Source organism: Bradyrhizobium sp. McL0615 (assembly GCF_049993905.1).
Taxonomy (GTDB): Bacteria; Pseudomonadota; Alphaproteobacteria; order Rhizobiales; family Xanthobacteraceae; genus Bradyrhizobium.
Genome location: NZ_CP188254.1, coordinates 4,802,425 through 4,817,579 on the forward strand (window position 1 = coordinate 4,802,425; position 15,155 = coordinate 4,817,579).

Annotated in this window: 9 protein-coding genes; 5 read left to right on the forward strand and 4 right to left on the reverse strand. The window is 64.1% G+C overall.

The window, feature by feature from the left end:
- The first annotated feature begins 6 nt into the window (after window positions 1-6).
- Complete coding sequence (locus ACPPVP_RS22735; protein WP_426524606.1) at window positions 7-750, forward strand: amino acid ABC transporter ATP-binding protein; 744 nt, start codon at window positions 7-9, stop codon at window positions 748-750.
- A gap of 163 nt (window positions 751-913) precedes the next feature.
- On the opposite strand, the gene ACPPVP_RS22740 is transcribed toward ACPPVP_RS22735, so the two are convergent.
- The 4 genes from ACPPVP_RS22740 to ACPPVP_RS22755 all read right to left on the reverse strand — a co-directional run bounded on the left by ACPPVP_RS22740 (window position 914) and on the right by ACPPVP_RS22755 (window position 5,518).
- Complete coding sequence (locus ACPPVP_RS22740; RefSeq protein WP_426524608.1) at window positions 914-1,954, reverse strand: cysteine synthase A; 1,041 nt, start codon at window positions 1,952-1,954, stop codon at window positions 914-916.
- Window positions 1,955-2,044: 90 nt separating this feature from the next.
- Window positions 2,045-3,274 carry a class I SAM-dependent methyltransferase gene (locus ACPPVP_RS22745; RefSeq protein ID WP_426524610.1) on the reverse strand — a complete coding sequence of 410 codons (1,230 nt, stop codon included), beginning with the start codon at window positions 3,272-3,274 and terminating at the stop codon, window positions 2,045-2,047.
- Window positions 3,275-3,326: 52 nt separating this feature from the next.
- Window positions 3,327-4,190, reverse strand: a complete 864-nt coding sequence (locus tag ACPPVP_RS22750) for a DUF1365 domain-containing protein (RefSeq protein ID WP_426524612.1) — start codon at window positions 4,188-4,190, stop codon at window positions 3,327-3,329.
- A 2-nt stretch (window positions 4,191-4,192) separates the two neighbouring features.
- Window positions 4,193-5,518 (reverse strand): NAD(P)/FAD-dependent oxidoreductase, encoded by a 1,326-nt coding sequence (locus ACPPVP_RS22755; protein ID WP_426524614.1) that lies wholly within the window; start codon window positions 5,516-5,518, stop codon window positions 4,193-4,195.
- A gap of 439 nt (window positions 5,519-5,957) precedes the next feature.
- Here ACPPVP_RS22755 and ACPPVP_RS22760 point away from each other — a divergent pair, with 439 nt between their 5' ends.
- Genes ACPPVP_RS22760 through ACPPVP_RS22775 form a run of 4 tightly spaced genes read left to right on the forward strand, consistent with a single transcriptional unit; the run spans window position 5,958 to window position 15,106 of the window.
- Window positions 5,958-7,397, forward strand: a complete 1,440-nt coding sequence (locus tag ACPPVP_RS22760; protein ID WP_426538007.1) for an efflux transporter outer membrane subunit — start codon at window positions 5,958-5,960, stop codon at window positions 7,395-7,397.
- A complete protein-coding gene (locus ACPPVP_RS22765; protein WP_426524616.1) occupies window positions 7,387-8,802 on the forward strand; it encodes an efflux RND transporter periplasmic adaptor subunit in 1,416 nt (471 codons plus the stop codon). The genes ACPPVP_RS22760 and ACPPVP_RS22765 overlap by 11 nt, the downstream gene beginning before the upstream one ends.
- A 49-nt stretch (window positions 8,803-8,851) precedes the next feature.
- A complete protein-coding gene (locus tag ACPPVP_RS22770) occupies window positions 8,852-12,001 on the forward strand; it encodes an efflux RND transporter permease subunit (protein ID WP_426524618.1) in 3,150 nt (1,049 codons plus the stop codon).
- Window positions 12,002-15,106, forward strand: coding sequence for an efflux RND transporter permease subunit (locus ACPPVP_RS22775; protein WP_426524620.1), 3,105 nt, complete (start codon window positions 12,002-12,004; stop codon window positions 15,104-15,106). It begins immediately after the preceding gene.
- Window positions 15,107-15,155: the final 49 nt, after the last annotated feature.

The window sequence follows — 15,155 nt, forward strand, 5'->3', positions numbered from 1 at the left end:
AGGACCATGACCGCAAACTCGATCGTCGGCATCAACGCGCTCAACAAGTGGTACGGCGACTTTCACGTGCTGCGCGACATCAACCTCGACGTCGCCAAGGGTGAGCGCATCGTGATTTGCGGCCCTTCAGGCTCGGGCAAGTCGACGCTGATCCGCTGCATCAACGCGCTGGAGGAATTCCAGGAAGGTCAGATCGTCGTCGAGGGCATCGAATTGGGTCCGAACCTGCGACGGGTGGACGAAGTCCGCCGCGAGGTCGGCATGGTGTTCCAGAGTTTCAACCTGTTTCCGCATCTGACCGTGCTGGAGAACTGCACGCTGGCGCCGATCTGGGTGCGCAACATCCCGAAAAAGGACGCCGAAGCGAGCGCGATGAAATTCCTGGAGCGGGTCAAGATCCCGCATCAGGCCAACAAATACCCGGGCCAGATGTCGGGCGGCCAGCAGCAGCGCGTGGCGATTGCCCGCGCGCTGACCATGAACCCGAAGGTCATGCTGTTCGACGAGCCGACCTCGGCGCTTGATCCCGAAATGGTCAAGGAAGTGCTCGACACCATGGTCGATCTCGCCAGGGAAGGCATGACCATGCTGGTCGTCACCCATGAAATGGGATTTGCCCGCGAAGTCGCCAACCGCGTCGTGTTCATGGATGCGGGCCAGGTGATCGAGTCCAACACGCCGCAGGAATTCTTCGCCAACCCGCAGCACGCGCGGACCAAGCTGTTCCTTAGCCAGATATTAAGGCACTAACAGTCGCGTAGGGTGGGCAAAGCGCAGCGTGCCCACCAACAGTATCGCAGTTGATGGATGGTGGGCACGGCGCAAGCGCGCCTTTGCCCAGCCTACGAAGCCGCGGCATTGATCAGGTAATGTCGTAGCCCGGATGGAGCGCAGCGCAATCCGGGAATCCCGGTCACACCCTCTCGAATGGCACCTCGATCTGGGTGCGCTTCTCCAGCCATTCCGGCACCGGCAGGTTCTTCGAGCGCATGAACTCCGGATTGAACAGCTTTGACTGATAGCGGTTGCCGGAATCGGCGAGGATGGTGACGATGGTCTTGCCGGGCCCGAGCTGTTTCGCGAGCTGGATCGCGCCGGCAACGTTGACGCCAGTCGAGCCGCCAAGGCACAGGCCCTCGTGCTCGAGCAGATCGTAGATCACCTTCACGGCTTCCTCGTCCGAAACCAGGAAAGCGTCGTCGACCTTGGCGGTCTCGATGACCGGCGTGACCCGGCCGAGCCCGATGCCTTCGGTGATCGAGTCGCCCGGCGTCGATTTGGCGGTGCCATTCTTGAATAGCTCGTACATCGCAAAGCCGTGCGGATCGGCGCAGGCGTTGACGATGCCCGGGTGCTTTTCCTTCAGATAGCGGCTGGTGCCGGCCAGTGTGCCGCCGGTGCCGACCGAGCAGATAAAACCGTCGATCTTGCCGCCGGTCTGCTCCCAGATCTCCGGTCCGGTGGACTCGTAGTGTGCCTTGGCGTTGTCGAGATTGTTCCACTGGTCGGCGAACAGCACGCCGTTCGGCTCGGTCTTGCGAAGCTGGGCGGCCAGCCGCCGTCCGACATGCTGGTAGTTGTTCGGATTGGCGAAGGGCAGCTGCGGTACCTCGACGAGTTCGGCACCGCACAGCCGCAACATGTCCTTCTTTTCCTTGCTCTGCGTTTCCGGAATCAGAATCAAGGTTCGGTAACCGCGAGCGCTGGCGACCACCGCCAGGCCGATGCCGGTATTGCCCGCGGTCGATTCCACCACCAGGCCGCCGGGCTTGAGTTCGCCGCGCTTCTCGGCCTCGAGGATCATCCATTTGCCCGCGCGGTCCTTGACCGACTGGCCGGGATTCATGAATTCGGCCTTGCCGAGAATGGTGCAGCCGGTCAGCTCGGAAGCGCGCTTCAGCTTGATCAGTGGCGTATTGCCGATCGCTTCGATAACGTCTTTGTTGAAGGCCATGTTTTGAAATTGCCGGTTTGTTTGCCCAATCGTTGGGCGACCCTAAAGGACCGCCGCTAGCCATACAAGCCAGCGAATCAGCAAGGGCGCTCAGCCCGACTTCGCAAACACCACCTGACGTACGTCGATATTTCCGGACAGGAACCCGGCCTCGCAATAGGCGAGATAATATTCCCACAGCCGCCGGAAGCGGTCGTCGAAGCCTGATGGCGTCAGGTTGGGCCAGGCCGCGCGGAAATTGCTTCGCCAGATTGCAAGCGTCCTGGCATAATCTTGCCCGAAAATGCGCTCGCCGATGACGGGAACGCCGAAGCGCTCGCCGAGCGTTTTCAGTATCTGCGGCGAGGGCAGCATTCCGCCCGGAAACACGTAGCGCTGGATGAAGTCGACTTCGCGGCGATAGGTCTGAAACAGGCTGTCCTTAATGGTGATGGCCTGGATGCCGGCGAGCCCGCCGGGCAGCAGGCGGTCGCGCAACTGTGAAAAATAATTCGGCCAGAATTGCTCGCCGACCGCCTCGATCATCTCGATCGAGGCGATCCGGTCATAGCGATCGCGCTCGTCGCGATAGTCCTGCAGCCTGATTTCGACCTTGTCACTGAGACCGGCATTGTGAATCCGCGTCTGGGCAAAATCGCGCTGTTCCTTACTTATAGTCAGGCCGACGACTTTGGCGCCGAACGTCTTGGCGGCGTATTCGGCAAAGCCGCCCCATCCGCAGCCGATCTCCAGCAGCTTCTGGCCGGGCCGCAAATCGATAGCCTCGGCAAGCCGGCGGTACTTGTTGTGCTGGGCCGCGGTCAGGTCTGCGGTGCCGTCCTCGAACAGCGCGGACGAATAGGTCATGCTGGGATCGAGCCAGGCCGAGTAGAACGCGTTGCCGATGTCGTAATGCGCATAGATGTTACGGCGGGCCTGCCGCCTGGTATTGCGATTGAGCCAGTGCCTGACGGCCTGGAAGGTGCGTGTCAGCGGATTGCCGACCAGCATGGTCTGCATCCAGTCCTGGTTGACGCAGAACAGATAGAGGAATTGCGTGAGGTCGGGCGTGTCCCATTCGCCGCGCAGATAGGCTTCGGCGATGCCGATGTCGCCGCCGCGCACAAGGCGCGAAGCAAAGCCGTAATCATAGATTGTCATGGCGGCGGCGGGGCCGGGCCCGTTGCCGCCGAGGCGGACGGTGCGGCCGTCCGCCAGTGTCACGTCGAGCGTGCCGTGCTGCAGCTGTGAACCGAAACCCAGCGCCAGCCGAACCAGGCGGGGCAATTCCGGAAACGTCGCGTCAACGGTTTCCGATGTGACCGAAATCAATTCGGGCATGTGCGATCCATCGAACGTCGCCCGGACTTTCGCATGGCCGATCGGCCCTGCTTCAATCTTTGGCATGGGCGGACAACGCTGCTGAAGTATAATCGTTGCCGTCCCCGTTCGCCAAGCCGGTATTGCGGGCTTCGTCGCTCCGCGGTACCAGCCGGGCTCCCTTCAGCCAGAGCCGCAGCGCCTCCCAGTGGATCGCCGCCATGATCTTGATGGTGACCAGCGGGAGCGCGAAAAACGTGCGCAGCAACCCCTTGGTGTCGAGCGCGCGATGACTGCCATTGAAAGTTGCGGCGAGCAGGGGGCCTTCGCGGTCGCTTTCCAGAATTCGCAGTTGCACCCGCGCGCCCGGCGGTCGCACGCGAAAATGGTAGCGCATCGCCATTTCGATGAAGGGCGAGACGTAGAACAGTTTGTCCTGTTGCTGCCGCACGCCGGCGTCGCTGATGTCGCCGGGTGTTACCGGCAGGACGTAAGGATGGATGTCGCCAAAAGTATTGCGCACTTGATAAATCAACAGTGCCAGCTCACCGTCAGCGCGATAGCAGAAATAGACGGACAGCGGGTTGAAGGTGTAGCCGAGCAGGCGGGGATAGCAGAGCAGCAGCACCCGTCCGCCCGTAAGATCGATGCCGCGCTCGGCCGCGCAAGATTGTGCGTAAGCCCGCAAGGATGATCCGTCCCGCTTGCCATGGTCGACCTCGTGGAAACTGTAGAGCGCCGCGCGGTTGATGCCGAACAGCGGCGATAGCCGGTCCGCGTCCGCCAACCGGTCGAGATCGATCAAGAGGCTCATCACGCGATAACTGAAGCGATGACCGATCGGCTTCAGCCGGGCATGCATGACATCGCCGACGTAAAGCGCGGCGGCACCGGCCGGTGCCGCAGGTCGATCTGGTCTTGCCGGCGCTGAGCGCATGGTCACTCCGCGGCTTCCGCCAGTTCGGCCGGCGGTTGGCGCCACGGCGCGACCGCGCCGAGCGCTTCGGCGACCGCAAGGCCCGAGCGCAATCCGTCCTCGTGGAAGCCGTATCCGGTCCACGCGCCGCAGAACCAGGTATGTCGCTTGCCCTGAATTTCGGGCAGGCGCTTCTGGGCGGCAAAGGCGGCGGCGTTATATTGCGGGTGCTCGCACAAGTACTTGCCGAAGGTCAGCGCGGGATCGGGCGCGACCGGCGGGTTGAGGCTGACAAACAGCGGCTTGTCGTGATCGATGCCCTGCAACTCGTTCATCCAGTAGGTCACGGAGACGTCGTTATCGACGCTTTGATCGAGGCCCCCTTTGCGCGGCCAGCGCAGGAAATTCCACGAAGCCCAGGCGCGCCGGCGCTTCGGCATCAGCGTGGGATCGCGGTGCAGATAGATCGTGTTGGGGGAATAGCCGATCGCGCCCAGGATGGTGCGCTCGCGGTCGTCGGCATCCGACAGCATCGCCAGTGCCTGGTCGCTGTGGGAAGCAATCACGACATGATCGTAACTGTCGGTATTGCCGTGGCTGTCGTGGACGACGACTCTGTGCGGAGTGCGCTCGATGGCCGTGACGGCGCAGCCAAGCTTGATCCGGTCGCGGAACGACGCGGTGAGCTTTTCAACATAGCACTGGCTGCCACCCTTCACCGTGCGCCAGACCGGGCGGTCATATTGCAGCAGGCGATGGTTGGCGAAAAAGGCGACGAAATTTTCGGCCGGGAAGTCCAGTATCTCGCTCGACGGCGCCGACCAGATCGCAGCGCCCATCGGCGCCAGATAATCGGTCAACAGCCGCGGCGCAAAGTGGCGGGTGCGGAAATATTCGCCGAGCGTAAGCCCGGCCAGTTTGCCGGCCGCGTAATCCTCGATGCTCTGCTGGTTGAAGGTGATGATGTCGCGCAGCATCCAGAGATAGGAGGGCGACAACAGGTTGCTGGCTTGCGCGAACAGGCCGCGTGCGGTCTCGAACCAGTTGTTGCCGCCGCCTTTCCACTCGAAGCGGCCGGTGTCCGCCGTCACCGCAAAACTCATGCAGCTTTCGACGGTCTCGACACCGAAATGGGCGAACAGCGCCGTCAGGTCCGGATAATTCAGTTCATTGTAGACGATGAATCCGATATCGACCGCAAGCCGCGTGCCGTCATAGTCGATACTGACGGTGTGGCTGTGACCGCCGGGCCTGAGTTCGCGGTCGTAGACGGTGACCGGATAATGATTCGACAAGGCCCAGGCCGCGGCATTGCCGCTGATTCCCGTCCCGACCACCGCGACCCGCATTCTTGGCCTCCACAGCACATTGCGAGATACGAAGGGCTGTTCCCGGGGTTTCAAACCGGCGACAGGCGCGGCATAGCTGAGCGACAGGCTGATTCGGGGCCTCAGAACAGGGGAAAAGCCCCATGAAATCTTCGTAAGATTTCGGTGGTCCAGCCGCGTCCCTGCAGCGTTCCAGAGGCTATAAAACAAGGGAAATCGAGCACTTTGCCGCCTGTTTTCTCGACCCGAATGGACGATCGCCAAGGGCTTCGCGGGGCTGTCCGCCTCCCGGTCGCAAGGCTAGTATCCGGTTCGGTTCCAACGGAAGCATCACCCGCGTGAACGTGTCGCAAGCCAACAGGAAGAGCGTTCGTCGCGCGCCGGGCCGGGATTTGCCCGGTGGAGAACGGGTGTGACCCATCGGATTGCAATTGCGGCGTTCGGAGGTTGGCCTGCGCTCATTCCCGGTGCCAGGCGGCTGGCGCGGTCGCTCGCCGTGCTTGGCCTCGTCGCCAGCTCCGGGGGCTGCATCCTGACCAAGGATCTTCCCGACCCGGCGCTCGACATTCCCCAAGGCTACAAGCAGGCGCGTTCCCCGAAGGCCGCCGACGCACCGCCGACGCTCGATTGGTGGCGTGGTTTCCGTTCGCGGGAGCTGACGGGCCTGATGGAGGAGGCGCAGACCGTCAATCTGGACATCGCAGCGGCCACCGCGCGGTTCCAGCAGGCCGATGCGCAGGCGCGGATCGCGGGCGCGGCGCTGTTGCCCAGCCTCAACGGTAGCGGTCAGGAAACCTATTCCCGCACATCAGGCTCCAGCGCCAGCGGCCTGACCAATGGCGGCCGCGAGGTCGTCAACTACTCGGCCTCGCTCAGCGCCAGTTACGAGCTGGACTTCTGGGGCAAGAATCGCGATGCCGCGCAAGCCGCCGAAGAGACCGCGATCGCCAACCGTTTCGACCGCGACGTCGTCGCGTTGACCACGCTGACGACGGTGGCCAACGCATATTTCCAGGTGCTGACCGCGCAGGACCGGCTTCGGACCGCGCAGCAGAACATCGCCAGCGCCGAGCGCATCCTCAACGCCATCCGCGACCGCTTCAAAGCCGGGACCGGCACCGACCTCGACGTCGCACAGCAGGAGAGCGTGGTCGCCAACCAGCGCGCGCAGGTGCCACCGCTGAAACAGACGCTCGACCAGAACATCAACGCGCTGGCAACCCTGGTGTCGCGGCCGCCGGAATCTGTTCGCGTCAAGGGCGGGTCACTCAACCAGATCGGTTCGCCGCGGGTCACGCCCGGCCTGCCGTCGGAGGTGCTGACGCAGCGCCCTGACATCCGCCGACAGGAAGCACAGCTTGCCTCGGCGACCGCCAATGTCGGCAATGCCCGCGCGCAGTTCTTTCCAAGCATCCAATTGACCGGGCAGGGCGGCTATCAAAGCTCGGCGCTGTCCTCGCTGTTTCAGCCGCACGCCGCCTTCTTCAGCATGGTCGGCAGCCTGACCCAGCCGATCTTCGACGGCGGCAGGATCCTCGGCAATTTCGAGTTTACCAAGGCGCGGCAGGACGAGTTGCTGCAGATCTATCGCAAGACCGTGGTGCAGGCCTTTGCCGATGTCGATAATGCCCTGTACTCGATCCGCCAGACCACGGAGAGGCTGCGGCTGCAGCGCGAAGTGGTGGCGGCATCGCGGCGGGCCTTCCAGCTTGCCGAGCAGCAGTTGCGGGCTGGAACCGCCGATATCGTAACTGTGCTAAATACGCAGACGACGTTATTCCAGGCGGAGGATCTGCTGTGGCAGGCCCAACTGGCCCGGCTGCAGGCGATCGTCAGCCTCTATCAGGCGCTGGGGGGCGGCTGGGAGCCCAGGATGGAAAGGCCGGTCGATGCTCTTTAAGCCGGAACTGAAGGACGATGCCAAAACGGCGGGCAAGCGCGTCGCACGCGGCATTGGCCGGCGGATGGTGTCGCTGACGGTTACGCTGCTGATCCTGGGCGGCCTCGGCTATCTTGGCTGGAACGCGTTTCATCAGAAACAGAGCAGCCGTGGCGGGCCCGGCGCGCGGCCGGATCTTCCCGTACCGGTGCTGGCGGCGACACCGCGGACGCAGGACGTCCCGGTCTATCTCGACGCGGTCGGCTCGGTCCGCGCGCTGAACACGGTGACCGTACGCGCCCAGGTCGACGGCAAGCTGATCAAGGTGAATTTCGTCGAGGGCCAGGACGTCAAGCAGAGCGACGTGCTCGGCGAGATCGACCCCGTGATCTATCAGGCCCAGTACGACCAGGCGGTGGCCAAAAAGGCGCAGGATGAGGCGCTGCTTGCCAACCAGAAGCTCGATCTGGCGCGCTATCAGCAGCTTGCCGCATCGAACGCCGGCTCCAAGCAGCAGGCCGATACACAGCGCGCGGTGGTGGCCCAGCAGGAGGCGCTGGTCAATGCCGACCAGGCCGCGATCGACAACGCCAAGGCGACGCTTGGCTATACCAAGATCATCGCACCGCTGTCGGGGCGCGCCGGCCTGCGCCAGGTCGACCAGGGCAACATCATCCGCGCGGCTGACGTAACGGGTCTTGTGATCATCACCCAGTTGCAGCCGATCGCCGTGCAGTTCAGCCTGCCGCAGCAACAGATCGTGCGGGTCAACGCCGCCGCCGGCAAGGGCGTGCTGGCCGTGGACGTGTTCGGCAATGACGGCGTCACCGTCGTCGATACCGGTACGCTCAAGGGCATCGACAACCAGGTCGATCCAACCACCGGCACGCTGAAGCTGAAGGCCGAATTTCCCAACGCAAAATTCCAGCTTTGGCCGGGGCAGTTCGTCAATGTGCGGCTGAAGGTCGAAACGCTGGAGAAGGCGGTCGTGGTGCCGACTTCGGCGGTGCAGCGCGGCCCGGCCGGCACGTTCAGCTACGTGATCGGTCCCGACAATGTCGCCACTGCGAAACCTGTCGTGGTGACGCAGCAGAACGAAAACGACGCCGTGATCGCGAGCGGTCTCTCCACTTCCGATCGCGTCGTGACCACCGGCTTTGCGAACCTGTCCGACGGCGCCAAGGTTTTGATCGGCACCGATGACCGTGCGCCGACCGCCGACCTCGCGCCGCGCAAGCGGAGCCGCAGCCCCGACGCCAAGGGAGATGCCAAGGGCGGTCAGGGCAAGGACGGACAAGCGAAGGAAGGTCAAGCCCGGGAAGGTCAGGGCAAGGATGGCGAGCACCGCGGCAAGGGCGATCAGAAGGGACAAATCGGCCCGGCATCGGCCGAGCCATCGGGCGGCGCTGCGAAGTCGCAGCCGTGATCGACGCGGCCCGCACGCCTGAAATGAACTCGCAAGTGAGCACGCAGCCATGAGCGTCTCCGAACCGTTCATCCGCCGGCCGATCGCGACCTCGCTGTTGGGGATCGCGCTGATGATCGGCGGCGCGCTCGGCTATTGGGCGTTACCCGTTTCGGCGCTGCCGCAGGTCGATTTTCCGACCGTGCAGGTGACGACGCAGCTGCCGGGCGCCAGCCCAGACGTGATCGCGTCGCTGATCACGGCGCCGCTGGAGCGCCAGCTCGGACAGATTCCGTCGCTGTCGTCGATGCAGTCGACCTCTTCGTTCGGTGTCAGCCAGATCTCGCTGCAGTTCGACCTCAACCGCGACATCGACGGCGCCACCCAGGACGTGCAGGCCGCGATCAACGCCGCCGCCGGTATCCTGCCGAAAAACCTGCCGTATCCGCCAACCTACGCCAAGGTCAATCCGGCGGACGCGCCGGTCCTGACGCTGGCGCTGACGTCGGAGACGATTTCGCTGCGCGCCATGAGCGACATCGCCGACACGATCCTGGGCCAGCGGCTCAGCCAGATTTCCGGCGTCGGGCGCGTGGCCATCCTCGGCGGGCTGAAGCCCGCGGTGCGGGTGCAGGCCGATCTGGCCCGGCTCGCCGCCTACGGCATCTCGATGGAGGACCTGCGCAACGCCATCGCCGGCGCCAATGTGTCGGGGCCGAAGGGATCGCTCGACGGCGCGCAGCAGGCCTACACCATCGCCGCCAACGACCAGATCGCAGTCGCCGACGCCTACAAGCCGATCATCATCGCCTATCGCAACGGTTCGCCGGTCACGATCGGCGACGTCGCCATCATCATCGACGGGCTGGAGAACGATCGCACCGGCGGCTGGTATCAGGGCACGCCGGCCGTGATCATCGACATCCAGCGGCAACCCGGCGCCAACGTGATCGAGGTGGTCCGCCAGATCCGCGCGGAAATCCCCAAGGTGCAACGCGCGATCCCGGCCGGCGTCAATCTCACCATCGTCTCCGACCGCACCGTCACCATTCGCGCCTCGGTCCGCGACGTCCAGTTCACGCTGATCCTGTCCGTGGTGCTGGTGACGCTGGTGGTGCTGCTGTTCCTGCGGTCGCTGCGCGCGACATTGATCGCGGGCGTGGCGCTGCCGCTGTCGCTGATCACGAGCTTCGGCATCATGTATTTTTCGGGCTTCAGCCTCGACAATCTGTCGCTGATGGCGCTGACGATCGGCACTGGATTCGTGGTCGACGACGCCATCGTGATGATCGAGAACATCGTCCGCCACATGGAGAGCGGCGAGTCCGTGATGGAGGCGTCGCTGAAGGGCGCCAGCGAGATCGGCTTCACCGTGATCTCGCTGACGGTGTCGCTGATCGCCGTCTTCATCCCGTTGCTGTTCATGTCCGGACTGGTCGGGCGCATGTTCCGCGAATTCGCGCTGACGCTGACGATCGCGGTCGTGACCTCGGCGATCGTATCGCTGACGCTGACGCCGATGATGTGTTCGCGGCTGTTGAAGCATGTCGGCGAGGAGATGACGGTCCCGGGGCTTGCCGCCGTCAGCCGCTTCATCGACCGCACGGTCGACCTCTACCATCGCACGCTGCTGTGGGTGCTGCAGCGCCAGCGCGCCACTTTGGTTGTGACGTTCGCCACCATTGCTGCGACGCTCGTGATGTATGTAATCGCGCCGAAGGGCTTTTTGCCGCTGCAGGACACCGCGTCGATCACTGCGGTGACCGAGGCCGGCCCCGACGTTTCCTTTGCCGAGATGCAAAGCCGGCAGGCGACGGCGGCGGCCGAGATCCAGGCCGATTCTGACGTGGTCGGCGTGGTCTCCGTGATCGGGGCGGGCTCCGTCAATCCGACCACCAATGTCGGGCGCCTGGTGATGACGCTGCGGCCGCGCGGCGAACGGCACGATGATATTTCCGTCGTGGTCGACCGGCTGAAGCGACGAACCGCACAGATCCCCGGCATGACCATCTATTTTCAGCCGGTGCAGGACGTGCAGATCTCGACCCAGTCGAGCCGATCGCAATACCAGTATACGCTGACCGGCACCGACGCCGCGCAGGTGGCGCTGTGGTCGCAAAAGCTGGTCGCCGAAATGCGCCGCGATCCGCTGTTCCGCGACGTCTCGTCGGAAGCGCAGGAAGGCGGCTTGCGCGCCGCGCTCGACATCAACCGGCAGCGCGCCGGCCAGCTCGGCGTCAGCCTCCAGGCGGTCAACGACACCCTCAACGACGCCTTTGCGCAGCGGCAGATTTCGACGATCTACGGCCAGGCTAACCAGTATCGCGTGGTGCTGGAGGCGATGCCGATGTACCAGCGCGATCCGTCGATCCTGTCAAAGCTCTATCTCCCGGGCGCCGCGAGTGCCACCGCAGGCGTCCCCGGCGCTCAGGTGCCGCTGTCGGCGGTGGCGACGCTGACCCGCACCACCGCGCCGCTGGCGATTTCGCATCTCGCGCAATTTCCAGCCGTCTCGCTCAGTTTCAACCTCGCGCCCGGCGAGGCGCTGGGCGATGCCGTCGACGCCGTCAAGAAGATCGAGACCAGTATCGGCATGCCCGGCAGCATCGCCGGCGTCTATGCGGGCGATGCGGCCGAGTTCTCGAAATCGCTTGCCGGCCAGCCATGGCTCATTCTGGCGGCGATCGTCACCATCTACATCGTGCTCGGCGTGCTCTATGAAAGCTACATCCACCCTATCACGATTCTCTCGACGCTGCCGTCTGCAGGCGTCGGCGCCATTCTGGCGCTGATGCTGTTCGGGCAGGACCTGTCGGTGATCGGCTTGATCGGCATCATTCTCTTGATGGGCATCGTCAAGAAGAACGCGATCATGATGATCGATTTCGCGCTGGAGGCGGAGCGGCATCAGGGCATGTCGCCTGAGGAAGCCATCGTGCAAGCCTGCCTGCTGCGCTTCCGCCCGATCATGATGACGACGCTGGCCGCGCTGTTCGGCGCGCTGCCGCTGGCGATCGAAAGCGGCACCGGCGCCGAGTTACGCTTTCCGCTCGGCATCTCCATCATCGGCGGATTGCTGGTGAGCCAGTTGCTCACGCTCTATACGACGCCGGTGATCTATCTGGCGCTCGACCGGCTCAATCGCAAAATCGAAAAGGCCGTGCCGGACCCCGGGCCTCCCGGGCCGACAGTTGCCGGCGCGACCGAGGGGATGCAGTAGATGGCATCGATCTCGGAGCCCTTCATTCGGCGGCCGGTGGGCACCACGCTGCTGGCGATCGGGCTCTTTCTGGTCGGCATCGTTGCCTATGTCTTCCTGCCGGTCTCCTCGGTACCCAACGTCGATTTTCCGATGATCCGGGTCTCGGCGACGCGTCCGGGCGCGGACCCGTCCGTGATGGCGTCGACGGTCGCAGCCCCCCTGGAGCGTCGGCTCGGCCAGATCGCCGGGATCGACCAGATCACCTCGACCAGTTCGCTTGGCTCGACCAGCATCCAGCTGCAATTCTCGATCGGCCGCGACATCGACCGCGCCGGGCGCGACGTGCAGGCCGCGATCAACGCCTCGCTGGCGGACCTGCCGAGCGACCTGCCGTCGCTGCCGCGCTTCCGCAAAGCCAATCCCGCAGCCGCACCTGTGTTTGTGCTGGCGCTGACCTCGAAGACGCTGACGACCAGCGCGATGTACGACGTCGCCGATACCGTGATCGCGCAGCGTATCTCGCAGGTGCCGGGCGTCGGCGAAGTCACGGTCTCCGGCGCCGACCAGCCGGCGGTGCGGATTGCGCTTAACCCGGTGGCGCTGTCGAACGCGGGGATTGCGACCGACGACGTGCGGCTCGCGATCATCAACGCCAATCCGCTGGGGCCGGTCGGCATCTTCAACGGTGGCCGCCAGAGCGAGACGATCTCCACCAACAAACAGATGCGCACCGCAGCCGAATTCCGCGACATCATCGTCAAGAGCTCGGCCGGCAATTACGTCCGCCTGGCTGATGTCGCCGACGTCGAGGATTCCGTCCGCAACAGCCGCTCAATCGCCTGGTTCAACAAGCAGCCCGCGGTCCTGATCCAGATCACCAAGCAGGGCGACGCCAACGTGATCGACACCGTCGACCGGGTGAGGGCGCTGATCCCGGAACTGAAGCAATGGCTGCCCGGCGGGGTGGAGATTTCGACACTCGTCGATCGCACCGGCACCATCCGCGCCAGCGTGCTCGACATGCAGTACACGCTGCTGGCGACCGCGTTCCTGGTGATGGTGGTAGTGTTTACATTCCTGCGGCGGCTGACGCCGACCATTGCAGCCGGCGTCTCGGTGCCGCTGGCGCTGGCCGGCACCTGCGCCGGCATGTGGCTCGCCGGCTTCTCGATCGACAATCTGTCGCTGATGGCGCTGGCGATATCGGTCGGCTTCGTGGTCGACGACGCCATCGTCATGATCGAGAACATGTACCGCAACCTCGAGCACGGCATGGCGCCTTACCCGGCGGCGCTTGAGGGCGCCAGGCAGATCGGCTTTACCGTGCTGTCCATCAGCCTGTCCTTGATCGCGGCCTTCACGCCGCTGATTTTCATGGACGGCATCGTCGGCCGGCTGTTGCGGGAATTCTCGCTGACGCTGACCTTTGCCATCGTGGTGTCGACCGTGGTCTCGCTCACGATCACGCCGATGATCTGCGCGCATTACATCAAGGAGGCGACGTCCGATCGCGCGACCTGGTTCGACCGGCTGGTCGAGGGTACGCTGTCGCGCATCGTTTCTTTCTACACATGGACGCTGCGGGCGGTATTGGGCTTCCCGTTCCTGACCCTGCTCGTGTTCTTTGCCACCATCGCGCTGACAGTGGTGCTCTACATCAAGACGCCGAAGGGCTATTTCCCGACCGACGACAGCGGGTTCGTGATCGGCGCGACACGCGCATCCCCCGACACCTCGTTCCAGGCGATGCTGGGGCTGCAGCAACAACTGGCCGACATCGTGATGGCCGATCCGGCCGTGGCCGGCGTCGGATCCTCGCTCGGCGGCACCGCTGGCCCGGGCGGCGGCGGTTCCAACCGCGGCACCATGTTCATCAGCTTAAAGCCGCCGGAGGAGCGGGCGGGCCTGTCGACCGAGCAGGTGATCGATCGGCTGCGGCGGAATCTCTACCGGGTGGCCGGCATCCGCCTGTTCATGTTCGCAGCGCAGGACCTCCGCACCGGCGGCCGGCAGAGCGATTCCGACTATCAGTATACGCTGTCGAGCACGGACCTCGATCTGTTGCAGAAATGGGCGCCGTTGGTCGCCAAGCGCATGGAGACGGTGGAGGGCATAACCGACATTTCCAGCGACCGCGACCCCGGCGGGCTGCAATTGTCGCTGGTGATCGACCGCAAGACCGCCTCGAGCCTCGGCGTTCGCGTCCAGGATATCGACAACGCCCTGAACAACGCGTTTGCGCAGCGCCAGATCTCGATCATCTATACCCAGCGTAACCAGTACATGGTGGTGCTCGAAATCGACCCGAAATTCCAGGCTGATCCGTCCAACCTGGAGCGCATCTTCGTCGCCGGCGCCAACGATGCCCAGGTGCCGCTATCGGCGGTGGTGCGCTACCAGCGCGGCCTGTCGCCGCTCGCGGTGTATCACTCGCAATCGTTTCCCTCGACAACGGTCTCGTTCAATCTGATGCCCGATGTGCCGCTGGAAGTCGCGACCACAAACATCCAGCGCGCGGTCGAGGAACTGCACATGCCGGAAGGCATCCGCGGCAGTTTCGACGGCAATGCCGGCGATTTCAACAAGACCAGCGGACGGCAGCCACTGCTGATCCTGGGCGCGCTGGTGGCGATGTATATCGTGCTCGGTGTGCTCTATGAGAGCCTTGCGCACCCGATCACGATCATCTCGACATTGCCCTCCGCAGGGCTGGGGGCGCTGCTGGCGCTGCAGGTGACGAATACGCCTCTGACGGTGATCGCCTTTGTCGGCATCATCCTGCTGATCGGCATCGTCAAGAAGAACGGCATCATGATGGTCGACTTCGCGCTCGATGCCGAACGTAACCGCGGCCTGTCGTCGGCGGACGCGATCTTCGAGGCGTGCAGCGCCCGCTTCCGGCCGATCCTGATGACGACGATGGCGGCCTTGTTTGCAGGCATTCCGCTGGTCATTGCCACCGGCCCCGGCACCGAGCTGCGCCGGCCGCTCGGCATCACCATCATCGGCGGCTTGTTCGTTTCGCAGATCCTGACGCTCTACACCACGCCGGTGATCTACCTCCTGATCGACCGGCTGCGGCAGCGATCGCGGCCGGCTCCGCTTCCGGCGCCCGCGGAATAGAGCGTTTTCGAGCGAAGCCTGCCCGGACTTGATCCGGGGTGGACTTCGG

Coding starts and splice junctions, on each gene's coding strand:
- ACPPVP_RS22740 (WP_426524608.1), bottom strand. CDS start 1,954: ATGGCCTTCAACAAAGACGTTATCGAAGCGATCGGCAATACGCCACTG.
- ACPPVP_RS22765 (WP_426524616.1), top strand. CDS start 7,387: ATGCTCTTTAAGCCGGAACTGAAGGACGATGCCAAAACGGCGGGCAAG.
- ACPPVP_RS22770 (WP_426524618.1), top strand. CDS start 8,852: ATGAGCGTCTCCGAACCGTTCATCCGCCGGCCGATCGCGACCTCGCTG.
- ACPPVP_RS22755 (WP_426524614.1), bottom strand. CDS start 5,518: ATGCGGGTCGCGGTGGTCGGGACGGGAATCAGCGGCAATGCCGCGGCC.
- ACPPVP_RS22735 (WP_426524606.1), top strand. CDS start 7: ATGACCGCAAACTCGATCGTCGGCATCAACGCGCTCAACAAGTGGTAC.
- ACPPVP_RS22750 (WP_426524612.1), bottom strand. CDS start 4,190: ATGCGCTCAGCGCCGGCAAGACCAGATCGACCTGCGGCACCGGCCGGT.
- ACPPVP_RS22775 (WP_426524620.1), top strand. CDS start 12,002: ATGGCATCGATCTCGGAGCCCTTCATTCGGCGGCCGGTGGGCACCACG.
- ACPPVP_RS22745 (WP_426524610.1), bottom strand. CDS start 3,274: ATGCCCGAATTGATTTCGGTCACATCGGAAACCGTTGACGCGACGTTT.